Annotated in this window: 16 protein-coding genes; 4 read left to right on the top strand and 12 right to left on the bottom strand. The window is 67.4% G+C overall.

The features are described 5' to 3' along the window. Window position 1 precedes the first annotated feature (1 nt). From DQG17_RS09915 to DQG17_RS09875, 9 genes are all read right to left on the bottom strand, one after another. Window positions 2–1,882, bottom strand: a complete 1,881-nt coding sequence (locus tag DQG17_RS09915) for a DUF4157 domain-containing protein (RefSeq protein ID WP_116132691.1) — start codon at window positions 1,880–1,882, stop codon at window positions 2–4. Beyond that, complete coding sequence (locus DQG17_RS09910; protein ID WP_116132690.1) at window positions 1,879–2,085, bottom strand: hypothetical protein; 207 nt, start codon at window positions 2,083–2,085, stop codon at window positions 1,879–1,881. Before DQG17_RS09910 ends, DQG17_RS09915 begins: the two co-directional genes overlap by 4 nt. Beyond that, window positions 2,082–4,037: an ATP-binding protein gene (locus DQG17_RS09905; protein WP_116132689.1), complete on the bottom strand. Its 1,956-nt coding sequence runs from the start codon at window positions 4,035–4,037 to the stop codon at window positions 2,082–2,084. Before DQG17_RS09905 ends, DQG17_RS09910 begins: the two co-directional genes overlap by 4 nt. Next, entirely contained in the window at window positions 4,034–5,359 is a 1,326-nt protein-coding gene (locus DQG17_RS09900) for a DUF4255 domain-containing protein (RefSeq protein ID WP_116132688.1), read from the bottom strand. The genes DQG17_RS09905 and DQG17_RS09900 overlap by 4 nt, the downstream gene beginning before the upstream one ends. Window positions 5,360–5,371: 12 nt before the next feature. Then, window positions 5,372–5,530: a hypothetical protein gene (locus DQG17_RS21660; RefSeq protein WP_157973572.1), complete on the bottom strand. Its 159-nt coding sequence runs from the start codon at window positions 5,528–5,530 to the stop codon at window positions 5,372–5,374. A gap of 650 nt (window positions 5,531–6,180) precedes the next feature. After that, complete coding sequence (locus DQG17_RS09890) at window positions 6,181–7,008, bottom strand: hypothetical protein (RefSeq protein ID WP_157973571.1); 828 nt, start codon at window positions 7,006–7,008, stop codon at window positions 6,181–6,183. After that, on the bottom strand, window positions 6,995–7,519 hold the full coding sequence (locus DQG17_RS09885) for a phage tail protein (RefSeq protein ID WP_116132685.1): 525 nt from the start codon (window positions 7,517–7,519) through the stop codon (window positions 6,995–6,997). Before DQG17_RS09885 ends, DQG17_RS09890 begins: the two co-directional genes overlap by 14 nt. A 13-nt stretch (window positions 7,520–7,532) precedes the next feature. After that, window positions 7,533–9,590 (bottom strand): phage tail sheath C-terminal domain-containing protein, encoded by a 2,058-nt coding sequence (locus DQG17_RS09880; RefSeq protein WP_116132684.1) that lies wholly within the window; start codon window positions 9,588–9,590, stop codon window positions 7,533–7,535. Between the two features lie 346 nt (window positions 9,591–9,936). Beyond that, window positions 9,937–10,593: a peroxiredoxin gene (locus tag DQG17_RS09875; protein WP_116132683.1), complete on the bottom strand. Its 657-nt coding sequence runs from the start codon at window positions 10,591–10,593 to the stop codon at window positions 9,937–9,939. Between the two features lie 133 nt (window positions 10,594–10,726). Here DQG17_RS09875 and DQG17_RS09870 point away from each other — a divergent pair, with 133 nt between their 5' ends. Next, window positions 10,727–12,178, top strand: a complete 1,452-nt coding sequence (locus DQG17_RS09870) for an aldehyde dehydrogenase family protein (protein ID WP_116132682.1) — start codon at window positions 10,727–10,729, stop codon at window positions 12,176–12,178. Between the two features lie 139 nt (window positions 12,179–12,317). Here the strand turns inward: DQG17_RS09870 and pyrF are convergent, their stop codons facing one another. Further along, complete coding sequence (pyrF, locus tag DQG17_RS09865; protein WP_116132681.1) at window positions 12,318–13,073, bottom strand: orotidine-5'-phosphate decarboxylase; 756 nt, start codon at window positions 13,071–13,073, stop codon at window positions 12,318–12,320. 342 nt (window positions 13,074–13,415) lie between these two features. Between pyrF and clpB the strand changes: the two genes are divergently transcribed. Next, on the top strand, window positions 13,416–16,031 hold the full coding sequence (clpB, locus tag DQG17_RS09860; protein ID WP_116132680.1) for an ATP-dependent chaperone ClpB: 2,616 nt from the start codon (window positions 13,416–13,418) through the stop codon (window positions 16,029–16,031). 130 nt (window positions 16,032–16,161) lie between these two features. Here the strand turns inward: clpB and DQG17_RS09855 are convergent, their stop codons facing one another. Further along, window positions 16,162–16,644: a fasciclin domain-containing protein gene (locus DQG17_RS09855; protein ID WP_116132679.1), complete on the bottom strand. Its 483-nt coding sequence runs from the start codon at window positions 16,642–16,644 to the stop codon at window positions 16,162–16,164. Between the two features lie 597 nt (window positions 16,645–17,241). Between DQG17_RS09855 and msrP the strand changes: the two genes are divergently transcribed. Next, window positions 17,242–18,177: a protein-methionine-sulfoxide reductase catalytic subunit MsrP gene (gene msrP, locus DQG17_RS09845; protein WP_116132677.1), complete on the top strand. Its 936-nt coding sequence runs from the start codon at window positions 17,242–17,244 to the stop codon at window positions 18,175–18,177. Next, entirely contained in the window at window positions 18,174–18,827 is a 654-nt protein-coding gene (gene msrQ / locus DQG17_RS09840) for a protein-methionine-sulfoxide reductase heme-binding subunit MsrQ (protein ID WP_232829398.1), read from the top strand. Before msrP ends, msrQ begins: the two co-directional genes overlap by 4 nt. 249 nt (window positions 18,828–19,076) lie before the next feature. Here msrQ and DQG17_RS21975 read toward each other — a convergent pair. Continuing rightward, window positions 19,077–19,301: hypothetical protein (locus DQG17_RS21975; RefSeq protein ID WP_232829397.1), on the bottom strand; the 225-nt coding region annotated here is incomplete at its 5' end.

Genomic DNA, 19,301 nt, shown 5'->3' with positions numbered 1-19,301 from the left:
CTCAGAACCGTGCTCCCAACGAGAACCCGACATTGAACCAGTTCACCGCCTGCGGGTCGGAACCCAGCTCGCTGCCCGCGCGCAACCGCACGTCCGCGGTCAGCGCACCGCCACCGCCAACGGGGAGCAGCACGCCGGCGCCCAGTTCGGCTTCGCCGAAAGCGCTGGTGCGCGGCCCGTGGACCTCGTCCGAGCGGAGTGGCCGGGTCTCGAGCTCCTGCGACACGCCAAGCCGCCCGCCGCCGAAGAACCTTCCGCTGATATCGCGGCCCTGCAGCTGATATTCCAGCCCGGCCCGCATCCCGGCCAGCACGAACTGCCGTCTGTCCTGTTCAAGCTGCGCCAGATAATCGGCCGACGCGCCCAGCAGCAGCTGCCATTCCCGGCCCCGGGTCAGGGGAATGCCCAGATCGATCCCGCCACCGCCGGTGAACCCCGAAGCCCCGCCGACCGTGCCGAAGCCGACATTCGCGAACGGCCGGATCGCGATATTCAACTGCGGCACGCCGCGCAGCTCGGCTTGGCAGTCGGGCAGGGCGGCCTGCATGAACACCTGGACATGGCGGAAGTCGCGTTCGTGGAACACCGCGAAGCGGCCGAAACTGTAGTGCGACCCCATGTAGTTGTAGTCGCTTCGCACCCTTTCGGGCCGGCCCCAGCGCGGAACGGCGGCGACAACGTCGGGGTCCCGTTCCGGGTATTCGTCGCCACGGCCGAGGATCTGGTGGCCAGACTCGTGGACGGCAAAACTTGGATCGAAGCTGCCGGCGCAGAGCGTTCTGGCATCGCCCCGGCCCGACCGTGTGACCACATCGATCACCCGGTCGGGGTCGGCATCGTCACGGCTGGCGCTGATGCGGATCGGGATCTCGCGACCTGCACAGGCGCTGTCGCAATCGCTCAAGCGGATCGTGAACTGGTCGTTCAGTTCGGCGTTCACGGCGTCTATATACCGCGTCGCGATGGCATCGACATCGACATCGCTGACCGTCTCGCCCTCGCAGGACTGCCCGCGCGGGTCGTCGGCCGCGCGTCGGAAACCGAAGCGATAGGGCAGGCGGATCTCGCAGGTGGCGGCATTGAAATCGATGAAGGAGGTCATGTTCGAGACCTCTTCGCGCGCACGCCCGTCGCCTGCGGGCGCGGTTTCGATGCGCCGGACGCTGCCCTGGATGTGATCGCCCGCGACCGTCGGCGCGGTCTCGACCGTTTCGGTGAACTCGGTCTCGCCGCCGCCCGAGCTGTCCTGAAAGGTCTCGCTGGCGGTGGTCGGCGGGGTCGGCGCACGCGGCTCTTCTTCGTCGGGATCGCGGTGCAGCGCGCCGTCGCCCTGCAGCGTGTGGACAAGCTCGTGCGCGATCAGTTCCCGTCCCTCGCCGGTTGCGGGGGCAAAGGCACCGGCGGCAAAACCGATGTCAGGGCCAAGCGCATAGGCGCGTGCGCCGATGTCCTGCGCCGCCTCGGCCGTCGCGCTGTCGGTGTGCAGCCGGACCGCGGACAGATCCGCCCCGAACCGTGGCGCGAAATAGCCCGCAAGTGCGGCAGGCAGCGGCCGCCCCCCGCCCGAAAGCGCCGCGGCAGCGCTTCGAGCCGCGCCCGCGCCGGTGGTGCGGGCCGCATCGCCCTGCGGAGACCGTCGCAGCCTCGCCGCGTCCTCGGAGCACGCGGCGCAGGGCGGGCCGCCCGAGACACAGGCCGCGCACTGGCGGTGGATGACCCCGCCGCCGGTCGCGGCGGAGGACAGGGCGCCAATCCCGGTGCCCTCGCTCACGCGGGAGGCAATCTCGCGCGCCTCGCGTTCGGCCTCGGCCTCGGGCGGTGCGATCCGCGGTGCCCGGGCGGGGCGGCGCGAAGGCCGGCCCATGGCGGCGCAGCAGCTCATCGCGGCTCCTCCCCGTCGCGCCGGGCCCCGGGCAGCGCCCGCAGCAGCGCCCGTGCAATCTCGTCGGGGCCGGCGCCAGGCCGCAGCCGCAAGGTCAGGCGCTCGATGTGGCCCTGGGTCCCCTCGGGCAAAGAGTGCGAGGCGCGATCCAGTCCCGCCTGCACGTTGCTTGCCGCCTGTCCGGGGGTTGGGCGCCCTGTCATGGCCGGGCCTCCGTCCAGACCGGGCGAAAGCTGCGGTCGTGCTTGCGAAACTCGGCCCGCGCGGCCCGTCCGATCCGTTCCATGGTCACGGGCGCTGCCTCGGCCGCCGCCAGAAAGGCCGCGTTGACCGCGATCACCAGGATCGAGCCGCCGCTGATATCGAGCCGCGACAGTGCCGCCAGATCGAGCCCCTCGGTCGGTGTGCCCTGCGGGAATGCGCCCTGCCAGATCCGGTAGCGTTGGCCCTGATCTGGAAACGGCATGTCGATGACAAAGCGGATCCGCCGCAGGAAGGCGGTATCGATATTGTTCTTGAGGTTCGTCGCCAGCAGGCAGAGGCCCGCATAGCCCTCGATCCGCTGCAGCAGATAGCTGACCTCGATATTGGCGTGGCGGTCGTGGCTGTCCTTCACCTCGGAGCGTTTGCCAAGGCAGGCGTCGGCCTCGTCCAGGAACAGGCAGGCGCCGGTTTCCTCGGCCGCGTCGAACACCCGGCGCAGGTTCTTTTCGGTCTCGCCGATATATTTCGACACCAGCCGCGACAGGTCGACCTTGTAGAGATCGAGCCCAAGTTCGCCGGCGATCACCTCGGCCGCCATGGTCTTGCCGACGCCCGATGGCCCGGCAAACAGCGCCGTGATCCCGCGCCCGGCACCCGACAGCCGCCGCCCAAACCCCCAGCCGTCATAGACGGTCTGACGGTGGCGCAACTGGTCGGCGATGGTGCGCAGATCCTCGCGCACCGCGTCGGCCACGATCAGGTCGTCCCAGCCAAAGCGCGGCACGATGCGGGTCGCGAGCGCCTCGAGCCCCTGACCGCCGCGGCCACGGCAGCGTTGCCACAGCGTGCCGGGTGGCTCATCGGGGCCGATCCCGGCGGCGATTTCGGCGATCTCGGAGGGACCGAGGGGAAAGTGCCGCCCGACCTCTGCCGCTTCGGAGGCACAGCGTCGCTCTCCCAGCGCGGTGCGCCACAGCGTGATGCGGTCGGCGGTGCCAAGCGGCGCGATCCGTTCGCGATGCAGGCCCGCGGGCAGGTCGGTCGGGTCGCGCGCCAGCACCACCAGATTGCCCTCGAAGGCCGCCGCCGCCTTGGCCGCCAGCCCGCGCCCGGCGGTTCCGGCGTGGGCGAGGAACGCGCCCTCCTCGGCCGCGGCATGGCTGCGGGCGGCAGTGTCGGGATCGGCGTCGATCACCGCCACCAGCCTGTCGAGCCGCGCCTCGCGCGCGATTTCCTGCAGCCGCTCGAATCGGCCGGGGCCTTCGGGCAGGCGGCCGGGGTCGATCAGCACCGCCGCCATCCCGGCTTGTCGCGCCAGCGCCGCGGCCAGCGCCCGCCGTCCGCTGCCCGCAGGTCCGATCAGCGCCAGACCGCGTGCAAGCCAGGGCGCCAGCGCCTCGGCCTGATGCTGGAACCGGGCCAGCGCGGGCACGGATGGCAGGGCGCGGCAGCCCCGCGGCGGACCGCCCGGGGCCAGACCCGCCAGCCGCAGCGCCACGTCCTCGGTCAGGGTCACGGCCGACAGCGCGTGGCTTTCGCGCATCTCGACCAGCCGCCAGCGGCGCAGCGGCGCCTCTGGGACAAGCCGGGCAAAGACGGCGGCGGCAAATGCCGGATCGCCATCGCCCACAAGCTGGGTCAGCAGGTGCCCGGTGACATAGCCCTGCCGCGGATCGCCCGATGCCTCGGCGCAAAGTGCGGCAACCGCGCCGTCGATCCGGTGCGTCAGCGCCAGGATCAGCAGGTCCTCGTCGGCGGGGGCGAGGGCAAGGCAGCGCGACAGCCGGTCGAGCGGCGATCCCTGACGCGCGGCGTCGAGTGCCAGGCGCGCCGGTTCGACCCCGACGCCGGTCAGCAGCGCCCGCACCCAGGACAGCGCCGATCCGACGAAGGCGGCGTCATCGCCGGGCGACGGCAGCCGCAGGGCCGCGGAATGTCCAAGTGCGGTCATGGATCCAGGTGGAAGCCAAGGCCCGAGGCCCGGCTTCGCGCTCCATCGACGATAACGGCGACCGGATAGGCCGGATCGGCGGGGGCAAGCGGTGCAAGCCCCGCCTCGGCCACCGGCACCTCGACCGCAGTCGGGGTCGGGTTGGCCCAGTCGCCGGGCGTTTCGGGGGCGCGGATCGCGACCGTGCCGCCGCCAATCGCAACCAGCGCCTCGGTGCTACCGGGATGCCACAGCCGGGTTCCGGTGACGGTGAGGACGGTGCCGGCATTGCCGGCCCCCGGCGCCACCCCCGTCACCTGCGGGACAAGTTGCATCAGCGCTACGTTCGAGCGGACCCGCATCGGCTGGTTGATCCCGGTGCCGCGCCCCAAAGCACCGGCGACGCCCTCGACATCGATCTCGCCGACCAGCCGGATCTGCAGGGTTCCGGGCTGCAGCCGCGCCTCGGCCGGGATCGGCTGGTTCACCACCGGGTCATAGTCGACCGGCAGCACCGCATCGGGCAGGGTCAGGCGGATCCGGCCATCGGGGCTCGGCGGGACGCGGATCGGGGCAAGCCGGCCGAATTGCACATAGAGCCGGTCGGCCGCGGTGCCGGTGGCGACGATGGTGATCTCCTCGCCGATGGCGACGCGGGTCTCGGCCTCGGGCTGGCCCGGCGGCGGGGTGACGAAGACCCGTTCGATCACCGGGCGGTGACGGCCCGCGACGGCAAGGATCCGGCGTTCCTCGACCGGCGGGGCGATGCGCGTCGGCTCCGTCTGGTCGATCTGAACAACCGTGACCTCGTAGACCACGGTGCGGCGAAAGTTCTCTTCACTCAGCGCCGACCAGATCTTGGTCACGTCCTCCATCGACACCGGGTGCAGCGTGATCTTGAGCCGCTCGTATTCCTGGCTCAGTTCCGGGTCGAGCACCGGTTCGTTCAGCGCCGGCGGCGCCAGGTTGATCAGCGTCAGCGTGTCCATCCGGTTGCCGAATATGTGCAGCACCCGCATCGCGTCGCCGAGGATCTCCTGCGCGGTGATGTCGGAATCGGGCTGCACCTCGCTGTCGGCGTGGCTTGTCATCATGTAGCGCAGGTTCAGGGACAGGGGCGGCCGGCCATAGCTGGCCGGATGGCCGCGGTTCGGTCCGTGATCGTTTTTCAGGCTGGCATTTTCCAGCACCTGAAACAGATAGAGGTTGACCCGCGCCCCGTCGAAACCCGCGACCGTCTGGTCGGGCGGCGCGGCTGTGACTGCGGCACCGCTGACCATGCGGTCCTGCAGCAGCCGGCGGATCGAGGCCGTTACCCGGCCGATGGCATGATAATCGGCCATCGCTCCCTCCCCTCAGCGCCGCAGGCCGAGGCGGGTGCGGTCGAATTTCTCGAACCCCCGACTGCGGGATGGTTGCGGCCGCGGCCGCGGCGCCGGTGGCGGCGCGGGGGCCTCGAAGATCACCTCGAGGCGACCGATCGACAGGCTCGGTGCGACGGGATCCTGGGGCATCGTGGCATCCGACCGGGGCGGGGCGGCGGGCGGCGTGCTGTCAGGCGGGGTCAGGGCCTGCGGCTCAGGGCCGGTCGGTGCCGGGGCGCTGCCCTCCAGATCGACCGTTTCGGCGACGAGCCTCATCGCCTCGGGGTGCGGCGGTGCGGGCTGCTGCGATGGTGCTGCCGAAAGGGTCGGGGTATCCGCCGAAACGACCGGACCGGGGCCGGCTGGTCCGGAGGGGCCTGACGCCAACTCTGCCGAGCCGGATTCGGCAGGTTCGGAACCGGCCGTTCCCGCCGACGCACCCGGATCGGCGCTCTTCGAATGTGGCGATTCCGATCCCCGCTTCGCTGTTGGCGCAATCGTACTCTCTGGCGCCCGCCGCTCCGGTCGGTTCAGCGGAGTGAGAATGGGGTCCCGGATCGCCCCATCAACCGATGTCAGATCGGAGGCGCGTGGGATCGGGGCATCCGACGGCGGCATCGCTTCGGCCGCTCTTGCCGCGTCGGCCGAGGCCGCCGCGCTATCCACCGCCACCTCTTCTGTGGCCTCGGGTGCGGCAGCGGGCGGGGCAAACCGGGGTCGGCCGGGGGCCATCAGGACGGCTGGGCCGCCGGGGGCGGTCTGGCCCGACATCCGGGCGGTTATGCGGCCGAGAAGGCCGGTCATGAGGCCCACCGTGACGGTTCCTCGGCCTCGCTGGCACGGATCGCGGCCAGATAGAGCCGCCGCTGATGCGCGGGCAGCGCGCGCAGCTCGGCCTCGCTCCAGTGATAGGCGCGGGCGATTGCGTCGATCTCGGCCAGTATCCCGCCCTCGCGGTCCATTTCGGCCCGGAGCAGCGCCAGCGGGTCGATCACGCCGTTACCCGCCTGCCCGCAAGCGATGCAATGGGCCGCCAGCGCGATCTCGGCACAGGGGTCGCGGGCGGAAATCTCGGCCTCCACCGCCTCGATGTCGCCCACCCCGGCCTCCGGCGCACAGCGCGACAGCAACGCGGCCGCCGAGGCCCGCCCTTCGGCCGCAAGGACCGACAGATCAGCCCCGATGGGCAGCCGCATCGACAGGCCGTGCGCGCTCGGAAATCCCTGACCAACCGGCCCCGTGGCGCGGGTTTCAAGGATCGGCTGCGGATCGAACGGCAGTTCCTGCATCGTGCCACAGTCGGGACAGGTCCAGAGAAGTTCAGAGGGCGCGCCATAGCCTGCGCAAAGAACGGCTAGGGTCAGCCGCGCCCGGTCGCCCAGCAGCAGCGCTTCGGCCGTCTCGGCCTGCAGTGCCGCCCCGTTCCATTCGACCGCGCCCGAGGCGAGAACCAGCGTTTCGAGCAGGACGGGTGGCACCGTCCGCGCACGCGAACGGGCCGCTGCGACGTCCAGTTCCATCGCGCCGGTGATCGGCCCTACGTCCAGCAGGGCAGGCCCCGCATCGGTCAGGACCTCGACCGGGATCGGCCTGCCGGGAACCGGCACGGATCTGTCAGTTCGGAACATTGAAGCTCGGCTCTGCCGGCTCCACCACCGACACGTCGCGCAGCCAACCTTCGTTTTCAAGCTTCAGGGTCTGGATCGCCACCGCATTGGAATTGGCGTCGAGATCGGGCATCGCCCGGTATTCCGACACCCAGCAGCGGAACAGGTGATAGGAAATCACCACCTGCCCGGCCTCGTTCAGCAGATCGAGGATCACGTCCTTGCGGAAATCCGCCAGTGAGACCTGGGCGCCGTTACCGCCCTCGATGTTCCAGACCTTGTTGGCCCAAACCTCGAAGTCGAGATCGTGGGTCACGCCGCGTTCCAGCGTCACCGCCTCGTAGCTGGAGCGCCCCGGCGACTTGCGGCTGGTCGAGGGATCGCCGCCCTCGCGATGCTCGACCACCTCGGTGGTTCGGCTGAGCGCCGAGACCTTGCTGACCCCGGCGACATAGCGACCGTCCCACTTCACCCGAAAGCGAAAGTCCTTGTAGGGGTCGAAACGGCGGGGATTGACGACGAATTGTGCCATGGCTGCGCCTCCCTCAGCTTTCCGCCCTGCGAGCGATCTGCTGGATCCTCAGGATCACGAATTCGGCAGGCTTCAGCGGAGAAAAGCCGACCAGGATGTTGACAATGCCGTTGTCGATGTCGCTTTGCGTGGTCGTCTCGGCATCGCATTTGACCAGATAGGCGTCGCTCGGCATCGCGCCCTGGAATGCCCCCTGCCGGAACAGGTCGTGCATGAAGGCGCCGACATTCAGCCGGATCTGCGCCCAGAGAGGTTCGTCGTTCGGCTCGAACACCACCCACTTGGTGCCGCGATAGAGCGATTCCTCGATGAACAGCGTCGTGCGCCGCACCGGCACATATTTGTAGTCCGACGCGATCTGATCGGCGCCGTCCATGGTGCGCGCACCCCAGCAGACGCTGCCATAGATCGGGAAGCTGCGCAGGCAGTTCACTCCGAGCGGGTTCAGCACGCCGTTTTCGGGGTCGGTCATGGCATAGGCCAGTTGCTGCACCGCGCGCAGCCGTGCATCGGTGCCCGCCGGTGCCTTCCAGACCCCGCGCTGCGCGTCCGTGCGCGCCCAGAGCCCGGCGATTGTCCCCGACGAGGCGAAGGAGCGCAGCCGGTTCTGCCTAAGCGAATCGGCGACATAGGTGCGCGGGAAATAGACCGCCGTATTGGGCGCCCGCAGGCCCGCATTGGCACCAAGCCAGGTCTCCATCTGGTCGATGCGCACCGTGCCTTCGGGGATGTCGACGATCAGCATCGAGCGCCGGTCGGTGACATAGGACAGCGCCGTTGAGTAGAGCGCGAGCGCATTGGCATCGCCCAGACGCGGGGCATCCGGGATGCAGAGGATGTTGAACAGATCCACGTCTTCGAGCGCGAAAAGCCCGGTGCGCAGGCCTGGATTGCCGCTGAACGCCGCTTCGGGGATCCGGAAGGTGCCGGTCGCGGCATCGACGACGGTGCCGTCTGCGCCGCCCGTCAGGGCGATCTGCTGCGGCCCGGCGCTTGTCGCGCCATCGAGCCCGAAGGTGCCCGCGTTGCCGGCAAAGATCAGCCGCACGTCGGGGTCGAAGGGCTGCGCGCCCTGACCCGCGCGAATGTGGAACCGGAAGGGTTCGGCCACCGATCCGGCGCCCAGAAGCGTCACCACCGCACCGCCCAGATAGGCACGCTGACCCACCGGGATTGCCGCGAGGGGGTCGAGCGCCGCACGGCGCAACCGCTCCTGGAACAGGGCGGCCCAGGCCCCCATCGTTGCGGGGTCGGCTGCGCCGGTGAAATCGACCGCGACGGGGCCGATGTCGGCGGGGCTTGCCGCCGGCCCGAATTGCAGCGTCACGGTCAGCCCGGCCATCTCGGCCACGGTCGCGACGGCACCGGCGAAATCGCCGCCACCCGGCACGATATCCCGGCCAAGCGTTCCGGTCGCGTGCGGAATGTCGGTATCCGAAAGTGCTGCCGCCACCTGTGTCAGATAGACCAGCTGCGAGCCGCCGTTGACCACGTCGATTGCGGTATTGGCCTCGTTCGGCTGGTTGGTCAGGTTGCGGAACACCTCCTCGCGCAACACACTGGTGCGGTCGCCTTCGGTCACGACCTCCTTGATCGTCAGGGTGAACAGCGTGTCTGCGGCACTGGTGGCGTGGCCGACCTCGAGCCGCAGCGCATTGCCCCAGTCACCGGGGTTGTCGGCGGTCTCGTCGCGGATCACCCGGCCTGCGGTTGCCGAGACAAGGTCGGGCGGCACACCGTCCACCACAGCGTTCAGCCCGGCGGTCGCGGCGGCAATCGGCACGATACCGGCGGCGGCGGGGCCGGGATGGCCGACACGGATGACCCAGGCCTCGGTTCCCCCGTTCAGGAAGAACTGCTGGACGGCATAGCTTGCCTCGCTGTCGCGATAGACGCCGCCGTATTCGCGTTCGAAGTCCGAGGGACTCTGGATCCGCACGGCCTCGTCCAGCAACCCGCGCCGGAACGGTCCGATAAAGGCCGCGACCGATGTCGCAACCCCGCGGATCGACCTGACGCCGGATGGAATTTCTTCGATATAAACTCCCGGATAGGTGGGGTTCACGGGCATCTCGCTTCTCCCTGACAACGAGAACGTTTTCCGAAAAAGCCGCGACGGAACACCCGGGCCGACACCCTACGGCAAAAAGACCGTCGGCCACAAAAAATCATATGCACAAATACTTAGCTAGCGCGATGATAGCTTGCGAAGGTGAGTCGCACAACCCGGATCAACTGGTTGCGTTGACAGAGGCAACGAACGCTCGTCGCCTGCAGGGTTTAGGGGAAGGTGCCGCACCCGTCCTGCGCGACAATCGGACTCAAACAATGTGTCAACACAGAAAGGCCCGGCACCGTTGCGCGGTACCGGGCCAATGTCCGGGAAACTGCGCCCCGAAAGGCGCGGGCCGGCTGCCTCAGGCCGGCATCTTGACCGTGCGCAGATAGGGCAGGACGGCGTCGAATTCGCCGTATTTTGCCTTGGCCGCCGCGTCGTCAAGGCCAAGCCCAACGATCACGTCCTGGCCCACGGTCCAGTTTGCCGGGGTTGCCAGCGGCACCTGATAGGTCTTCTGCAGCGCATCGAGCGCGCGCAGTACCTCGGCAAAGTTGCGGCCGACCGACATCGGATAGATCATCGCCAGCTGCAGCTTCTTGTTCGGGGCGATGATGAACACGACCCGGACCGAGGCGCTGTCGTTGGCGGTGCGGCCGTCGGGCAGATAGGCGTCGGCCGGCAGCATGTCGAGCTGCTTTGAAACCGCCAGATCGTCATCGGCGATGATCGGGAACGGCACCGGCACGGCGGCGAATTTCTCGATGTCGGCGATCCAGTTCTTGTGCTCGTCCACGCCGTCGACGGACAGGCCGATGACCTTGGTGTTGCGCTTGGCCCATTCATCGGCCAGTTGCGCCACGGCGCCGAATTCGGTGGTGCAGACCGGGGTAAAGTCCTTCGGGTGCGAAAACAGGATCGCCCAACTGTCGCCCATCCAGTCGTGAAACGACGGGATGTCGCCCTGACTGGTCCTGAGTTTCAGGTCTGGAAACGTGTCATTGATACGCAAGGCCATGCTCTGGCTCCTCGTTATAAACGTGATTGCTCCGGTCCGTTAGGTATAGCGGATGCCCCCGATTGGAAGGCCCTGCTTGCGGACCGTGCCGGGCGGTGACACTGTGCCGCAAACGCAGAGATTGAGGGCCGAAATGATCGAAAAACGTCAATTCTACATCAATGGTGCCTGGGTGGACCCGGTCGCGGCACGGGATTTCCCGGTGATCGATCCTTCGACCGAAGAGGCCGTCGCGGTGATCTCGCTCGGCGATCAGGCCGACACCGATGCCGCCGTTGCCGCCGCCAACGCGGCCTTCCCGGCCTGGTCCGCGACCGATCCTGCCGAGCGGATCGCGCTGGTCGAGAAGATCCTGCAGATCTATCTTGCCCGTGCCGAGGAGATGGCGCAGGCCACCAGCCTCGAAATGGGCGCGCCGATCACGATGTCGCGCGAGGATCAGGTCCCCTCGGGCAGCTATCACATCAAGAACTTCCTGCGCGCGGCGAAGGACTTCAAATACATCCGTCCGCTTGGCCCGCACGCACCCCACGACCGGATCATCATGGACCCGATCGGCACCGTGGCGATGATCACGCCGTGGAACTGGCCGATGAACCAGGTCACGCTCAAGGTGATCCCGGCGCTGCTGACCGGCTGCACCATGGTGCTGAAACCCTCCGAGATCGCGCCGCTGTCCTCGATCCTGTTTTCCGAGATCCTCGACGAGGCGGGCGTGCCGAAGGGCGTCTATAACATGGTCAACGGCGACGGGCCGGGGGTCGGCAGCCAGCTTTCCTGCCATCCGGGCGTCGACATGGTCAGTTTCACCGGCTCGACCCGGGCCGGGATCGCGATCTCGAAGGCCGCAGCCGAGACGATCAAGCGGGTCTGCCTGGAGCTTGGCGGCAAGGGCGCCAATCTGGTCTTCGCAGATGCTGACGAGGATGCGGTGGCCCGCGGCGTGGTGCACATGATGGAAAACACCGGCCAGTCCTGCAATGCGCCCAGCCGGATGCTGGTCGAGCGCAGCGTCTATGACGCGGTGGTGGAAAAGGCGCGGGTGGCCGCCGAGGCAATCGGCGTCGCGCCGGCGAGCCTTGAGGGCGATCACATCGGCCCGCTGGTCAGCGAGGCGCAATGGCACAAGGTGCAGGACCTGATCCAGAAGGGCATCGACGAGGGTGCGCGTCTGGTCGCTGGCGGCACCGGCCGGCCCGAGGGGCTGAACCGCGGGTTTTTCGCCCGTCCCACGGTCTTTGCCGATGTCACCCCCGACATGACCATCGCCCGGGAGGAGATTTTCGGCCCCGTGCTGTCGATCATCCCCTTCGAGACCGAGGAAGACGGCGTGCGCATTGCCAATGACACCGTCTATGGCCTGACCAACTATGCCCAGACCCAGGACAAGGCGCGGCTGCGCCGGATGGCGCGCGAACTGCGCGCCGGCATGATCCACCTGAACGGCAAGGGCCGCAGCGCCGGCGCCCCGTTCGGCGGCATCAAGCAGTCGGGCAACGGCCGCGAGGCCGGGGTCTGGGGGCTTGAGGATTTCCTCGAGGTGAAGGCCGTGGGCGGATACCCGGACCCCTGGGAAGACGCCTGACCCGCGGAGCAGGGGCGGCGGAACTGCCCATTGAGACCTGTGTTCGGCGACCTGTTCAGGGTACGCCGAACATCTTCGGTTTTGGCATGATGGCGCTGACCGGTGCATTCCGGCTCGGCGGTGGCTGTCTTATATCAGCTTAGCGGTTGGCGCGCCGCGCCTGCGGGCTGTTCAGTTCGGCCACGATCGCCTCGGCGGCCGCGCGCGGGTCGGCGGCGGTCCAGACCGGGCGGCCGACCACGATATGGTCGGCGCCGTCCGCCACCGCCTGCGCCGGCGTCGCGATGCGTTTCTGATCGCCCGGTTCCGCCCCCGCGGGCCGAACGCCGGGGGTCACGATCAGCCGTCCCTCGGCCTCGGGCAGGGCACGGATCAGCGCGGCCTCCTGCGGCGAGGCGATCACCCCGTCGGCGCCAGCCAGAAACGCATTGGCGGCACGTTCCAGAACGATCTCGCGCACGGCACCGGGTTTGATCAACCCGGCATCCAGATCGGCGCGGTCGAGCGAGGTCAGGATCGTCACGGCAAGGATCTTCAGATCCTTGCCGCCCTTGCCCTCTTGCGCGGCCCGGATCACGTGCGGGTCGCCATGGACGGTCAGGAAATCGAGATCGTACTGAGCGATCCCATGAACCGCCGCCTCGACCGTCGCGCCGATGTCGAACAGCTTCATGTCCAGGAAGATACGCTTGCCGAACTCCTGCTTCAGTTCGTTGGCCAGCGCCAGCCCGCCGCCGGTCAGCATTCCGAGCCCGATCTTGTAGAACGAGACCGCGTCGCCCAACCGCTCGGCCAGCGCGAGCCCGGCGAGGGCATTGGGAACGTCGAGGGCGACAATCAGGCGATCGTCCGAGGTTTCTGCGGCAGGGCTGGCGCCCTTGGGGGACGGTTGCATCGGGGCGGGACTCCTTGAACTGGAGGCACTCATGAATGGGGGACACCTGCACGTCAACCGCCCCGATGCCGGCGCCTTGGCCTGCACGGCCCTGGCACCGCCTTCCGCCCGGGCGGGTGGGGTCCCGCCCTGGCATCTCTTTAACGGGCCTTGGTCCCGGTTCCGTCGCCGCGGCATCCGCGGCGCCGTGGCGGGCAGGCGCGGGCAGGGATTGCGAAAAAGGCGGAAAGTCCGGGTTGCTGGCGGCCCGGCCGGTTCCCATATTCTCGATCAAGGCCTGCAGGGGACGTGCCGCTTCGACGGGCGCCCGGGGATCAGGCGCTTGTGAAAAGGAGAATACCGATGGACATGGAGAAGTTCACGGAACGGTCGCGCGGATTCATTCAGGCTGCGCAGACCATCGCGATGCGCGAAGAGCACCAGAGGCTGGTGCCCGAACATCTGTTGAAAGCACTGATGGATGACGATCAGGGGCTTGCGAGCAACCTGATCAAGGCTGCTGGCGGTTCGCCCCAGCGCGTGCTTGAGGCCGTCGATGCCCAGCTTGCCAAGATGCCCAAGGTATCGGGCGACGGCGCACAGGTCTATCTCGACCAGAAGATGGCCCGAGTGCTGGACGAGGCCGAGAAGATCGCCACCAAGGCCGGCGACAGCTTTGTCCCCGTGGAACGTATCCTGACCGCGCTTGCGGTCGTGCGATCCGGCGCCAAGGAGGCGCTGGAAGCCGGTGCCGTGACCGCGCAGGGTCTGAACGGCGCCATCAACGATGTCCGCAAGGGCCGCACGGCCGATACCGCGTCGGCCGAAGAAGGCTATGACGCGCTGAAGAAATACGCCCGCGACCTGACCGAGGCGGCGCGCGAGGGCAAGATCGACCCGATCATCGGCCGCGACGACGAAATCCGCCGGTCGATGCAGGTGCTGAGCCGGCGGACCAAGAACAACCCCGTGCTGATCGGTGAACCCGGCGTCGGCAAGACTGCCATCGCCGAAGGACTGGCGCTGCGCATCGTCAACGGCGACGTGCCGGAATCGCTGCGCAACAAGAAGCTCATGGCGCTCGACATGGGCTCGCTGATCGCGGGGGCCAAGTATCGCGGCGAGTTCGAGGAACGTCTGAAGGCCGTGCTGTCCGAAGTGACCGCCGCGGCGGGCGAGATCATCCTGTTCATCGACGAGATGCACACGCTTGTCGGCGCCGGCAAGGCCGACGGCGCGATGGATGCCTCGAACCTGCTGAAGCCGGCATTGGCCCGCGGCGAGCTGCACTGCGTCGGCGCGACCACGCTCGACGAATACCGCAAGCATGTGGAAAAGGACGCCGCACTGGCACGCCGGTTCCAGCCGGTGATGGTTCAGGAACCGACGGTCGAGGACACAATCTCGATCCTGCGCGGCATCAAGGAGAAGTACGAACTGCACCACGGCGTCCGTATCTCGGATTCGGCGCTGGTGGCTGCGGCGACGCTTTCCCACCGCTATATCACCGACCGGTTCCTGCCCGACAAGGCCATCGACCTGATGGACGAGGCGGCAAGCCGTCTGCGGATGGAGGTGGACAGCAAACCCGAAGAACTTGACGCGCTCGACCGCGAGATCCTGCAAAAGCAGATCGAGGCCGAGGCGCTGAAGAAGGAGGACGACCAGGCCTCGCGCGCCCGGCTTTCGAAGCTGGAAGAGGAATTGTCGAACCTGCAGCAACGCTCGGCCGAAATGACCGCGCAGTGGCAGTCCGAACGCGACAAGCTGGAAGGCACCCGCGAGTTGAAGGAACAGCTCGATCAGGCGCGGGCCGATCTCGACATCGCCAAGCGGCAGGGCAACCTCGCCCGCGCCGGTGAGTTGAGCTATGGCATCATCCCGCAGCTCGAAAAGCAGATCTCGGCGGCCGAGGATGGCGAGGCCGACGTGATGGTCGAAGAGGCCGTGCGCCCGGAACAGATCGCCGAAGTGGTCGAACGCTGGACCGGCATCCCGACCACGAAGATGCTGGAAGGCGAGCGCGAGAAGCTGCTGCGGATGGAAGACGAAATCGGCAAGCGGGTGATCGGCCAGCGGCAGGCGGTGACCGCGGTCGCGAACGCCGTGCGGCGGGCACGTGCCGGGCTGAACGAGGAAAGCCGCCCGCTGGGCTCGTTCCTGTTCCTCGGCCCCACCGGCGTCGGCAAGACCGAGCTGACCAAGGCGTTGGCCGAATATCTCTTTGACGACGACAACGCGATGGTTCGCGTCGACATGTCGGAATTCATGGAGAAGCACGCGGTTGCCCGCCTGATCGGCGCGCCTCCGGGCTATGTCGGCTATGACGAAGGCGGTGTGCTGACCGAAGCGGTGCGGCGTCGGCCCTATCAGGTCGTGCTGTTCGACGAGGTCGAAAAGGCCCACCCCGATGTCTTCAACGTGCTGTTGCAGGTTCTGGACGACGGTCAGCTGACCGACGGGCAGGGACGGACGGTCGATTTCAAGCAGACGCTGATCGTGCTGACCTCGAACCTTGGGGCGCAGGCGCTGAGCCAGCTTCCCGACGGCCACGATGTCGGCGAGGCCAAGCGCGAGGTGATGGAGGCGGTTCGGGCGCATTTCCGGCCGGAATTCCTGAACCGTCTCGACGAGACGATCATCTTCGACCGGCTCAGCCGCAAGGACATGGACGGGATCGTCGAGATCCAGCTTGGGCTGCTTGGCAAGCGGCTGGCGCGGCGTGGCATCACGCTCGAGCTGGACGCGGCAGCGCGGACCTGGCTGGCCGACGAGGGATATGACCCGGTGTTCGGCGCCCGGCCGTTGAAGCGGGTGATCCAGCGCAGCCTGCAGGACCAGTTGGCCGAGTTGATCCTGTCTGGCGATGTTTCGGACGGCGACACGGTGGCGGTGACGGCCGGCGTCGACGGGCTGATCATCGGCGACCGGATCGCCGGCAGCCAGAGGCACCCGCCGCAGCACGCCGTCGTCCACTGAGGCTGTCCAGGTACAAGGTGTCCGCATATGCGGGCACCGACCCCAAAAACGGGCGCAAGGGAAACCTTGCGCCCGTTTCATTCGACCGGCCCAGTCGAGGGGGGGGACAGCCAGCCAAATTTCCGGACGATCAGCCCTCGGGAGGCAGGATCACCGCGTCGACCACATGGATCACGCCGTTCGACGCCTCGATATCGGCCTGGACCACCTCTGCGTCATTGACCTTCACGCCCTTGCGCCCATCGACGATCAGCTTTCCGCCATTGACGGTCGCGACCGAAACCGTCTGGCCGGCAAGCTCGGACGACATCACCTTGGCCGGCACCACGTGATAGGTCAGGATTGCCGTCAGCTTGTCCTTGTTCTCGGGCATCAGCAGTGTCTCGACCGTGCCCTTGGGCAGTTTGGCAAAGGCGGCGTCAGTCGGGGCGAAGACGGTGAACGGCCCCGGACCCTTGAGGGTGTCGACCAACCCCGCGGCCGTCACTGCGGCGACCAGCGTTTCGAAGTTACCGGCTCCGACGGCAGTATCGACGATATCGGCGCTGCTGGCGACCGTGGGCGCCGCAATGGCGGTCGCGGCAGCGAAGGCGATGAAGGTTCTGCGGATCATAGTATCTCTCCCATTTGAGTGACGTCCTGTTCGACATCAAACGGGCTACGCCGGCAGCCTCGCTCCGGATCACCAGAGATTGGCCGGACTGGCCGAAAATCCGCCGGAACCGGGGATTTCGGGCGGATTATCACGCGGGGTTGATCCTGCGTCATCTTTTCGCGAGCGGCGCCCGGGCGCTGGCCGCGCCGGCACATCGCCGGACCGGCGGTTGCCGCATGGCCTTGTGGCCGGGGCAAAGCAGGATCGCGTCGCCCCGCCATGGCAGCACGATGATCCTCGGGATCGAACCCATCGCCCATTCGGCCGGCGTGACCGGACCGCGGCTGGCGCGGCGCCGGCAGGTTTCGAACGCCCGCGCGAGGCCGGTCCTGCCCTGCATCTGGAGCGATGCTCCCTCGGATTCGTGTACGGCTGCATTTTAGTGCTTAGTTTCAATATATTGAGCATGTCATCGCAACGGTCGTACCGCCACTGACCCCGGCATCCCCGCTGACGTTTTCCAACTTTCGCGTGAAAAACCGTGTCAACCGGTCTCGGACCGGCAAATCCGGTCTATCTTCTGTCTTCTGTGAAACGCGCTGCAGGAGACCCGATATGGCTGGACGCTGGAAGAACGACCTCAAATGGTCGGACGTGACCCCGAAACCCCTGTGGCAGAACCGCCGCCAGATCCTGACGGGGGTTGGCGCCGCGGCCTTTGCGGGCCTTGCCGGACCGGGCCGCGCGCTGGCCGAGCTTGCCGCCAGTCCTTCGGCATTCTCCACCGACGCGGCGCCGAACACGCTGGAAGAGATCACCACCTACAACAACTATTATGAGTTCGGCACCGGCAAGGACGATCCCTCCCGCAATGCGGGCAAGATGGATACAGACGGATGGGAGGTCAGGATCGACGGTCTGGTCGACCGGCCCGGCACCTGGACCATGGACGATATCCTCAAGGACACCGCGCTCGAGGACCGGATCTATCGTTTGCGCTGTGTCGAGGCGTGGTCGATGATCGTACCCTGGGTCGGGTTCGAGCTGTCGGACCTGCTGGCAAAGGTCGGCGTGCAGTCGGGCGCGAAATACGTTGCCTTCGAAACCGCCCTGCTGCCCGACGTGATGCCGGGTGTTCATGCCCGCGTCCTCGACTGGCCCTATGTCGAGGGACTGCGGCTGGACGAGGCGATGAACCCGCTGACGATCCTGGCCGTCGGTCTCTACGATCAGCCGATCCCGAACCAGAACGGTGCGCCGATCCGGTTGGTGGTGCCGTGGAAATACGGCTTCAAGTCGATCAAGTCGATCGTGCGGATCACGCTGACCGCCGATCAGCCGCCGACCAGCTGGAACCAGGCGGCGGCCAACGAATACGGGTTTTACGCCAACGTGAACCCCGAGGTCAGCCATCCGCGCTGGAGCCAGGCGACCGAGCGCCGGATCGGTTCGGGCCTGTTCGCCAAACGCCAGCCGACCGAGATGTTCAACGGCTATGGCGCCGAGGTCGCGGGGCTTTATTCCGGCATGGATCTGGCGAGGAACTTTTGACCTTTCCCCTGACCCGCGAGGCCTTTGCGATCCGGCACCTGCGTCTGGCCGACCGGATCAACCGGGGGCTCAAACACGTTCCGGCCTGGCCGATCTATCCGCTGGCGGCGGCCCCGATCGTCTGGCTGTTCTGGCAGGGCGTGCAGGGGCGGCTCGGGGTCGATCCGACCAAGGTCATCGAACACCGATCCGGGCTCTGGGGGCTGTGGCTGCTGATCGCGGTTCTGGCCGTCACCCCGCTGGCGCGGTTCACCGGGGTCCGCCTGATCCGCTATCGACGCGCGCTCGGGGTGACGGCGTTCTTCTATATACTCACCCATCTGCTGGTCTGGCTGCTGCTCGACGTCCAGATCCCGGCCCAGATCGCGGCCGATATCGTCAAGCGTCCCTATATCACCATCGGCATGGCGGCCTTCGTCCTGATGCTGCCGCTGGCGTTGACCTCGAACAACTGGTCGATCCGCCGGATGGGCGGGGCCGGTTGGCGGCGTCTGCACAAGTTGACCTATTTCGTCGTGCCACTTGGGGCTGTGCACTTCGTGATGGTATTGAAGGGCTGGCAGATGGAACCCTTGCGCTACCTCGCCGTGGTGCTGGTTCTGCTGGCTCTGCGCCGCGTCCCCCGCCACATCCGGTGGCGCCGCGCCTGATCCGCCGCGCCGGACCGCCCTCGACTGCCGGCGACTCGGAGCGGGGTCGAGTCGCCGCCACTTTCCCCAAACGCCCCCGAGTCCCGGGGTGAGTCCGCAGGAATTTGCCCCCGACATCGAGAAATTTGGCGATTCCGACTCTCTCGTGTCGGTGTGGTCCGGCGGATTCTGTGGATATCCCTGTTAGTATCTTGAATCGCGCCGCAGATGCCTCTCCAGCCAGAGAGCCTGCACATCTCCGGTACGTATCTAAGTGACTGAAAATAAATATTTTAATGGGCAAAATCGAATTTCTGTCATGTTTCTGCAAAAAAGGGGTTGCGGCCCCCGGCCCAGAACCATAGATACCCCTTCACCGGCGGCGCTGAGGGCGCTGACGGGACGCGGAACGGGGTTGGCGGGAACGCTGACTGAGGGAAGCGGGACGACATCGAGAGGATTATGAGGCTGGCGCGCCTGATAGGAATTGGGCGC

Source organism: Tropicimonas sp. IMCC34043 (assembly GCF_003390845.1).
GTDB lineage: Bacteria > Pseudomonadota > Alphaproteobacteria > Rhodobacterales > Rhodobacteraceae > Tropicimonas.
The sequence above is the reverse complement of the archived record's forward strand: the minus strand, read 5'-3'. Positions and strand labels throughout refer to the sequence as shown.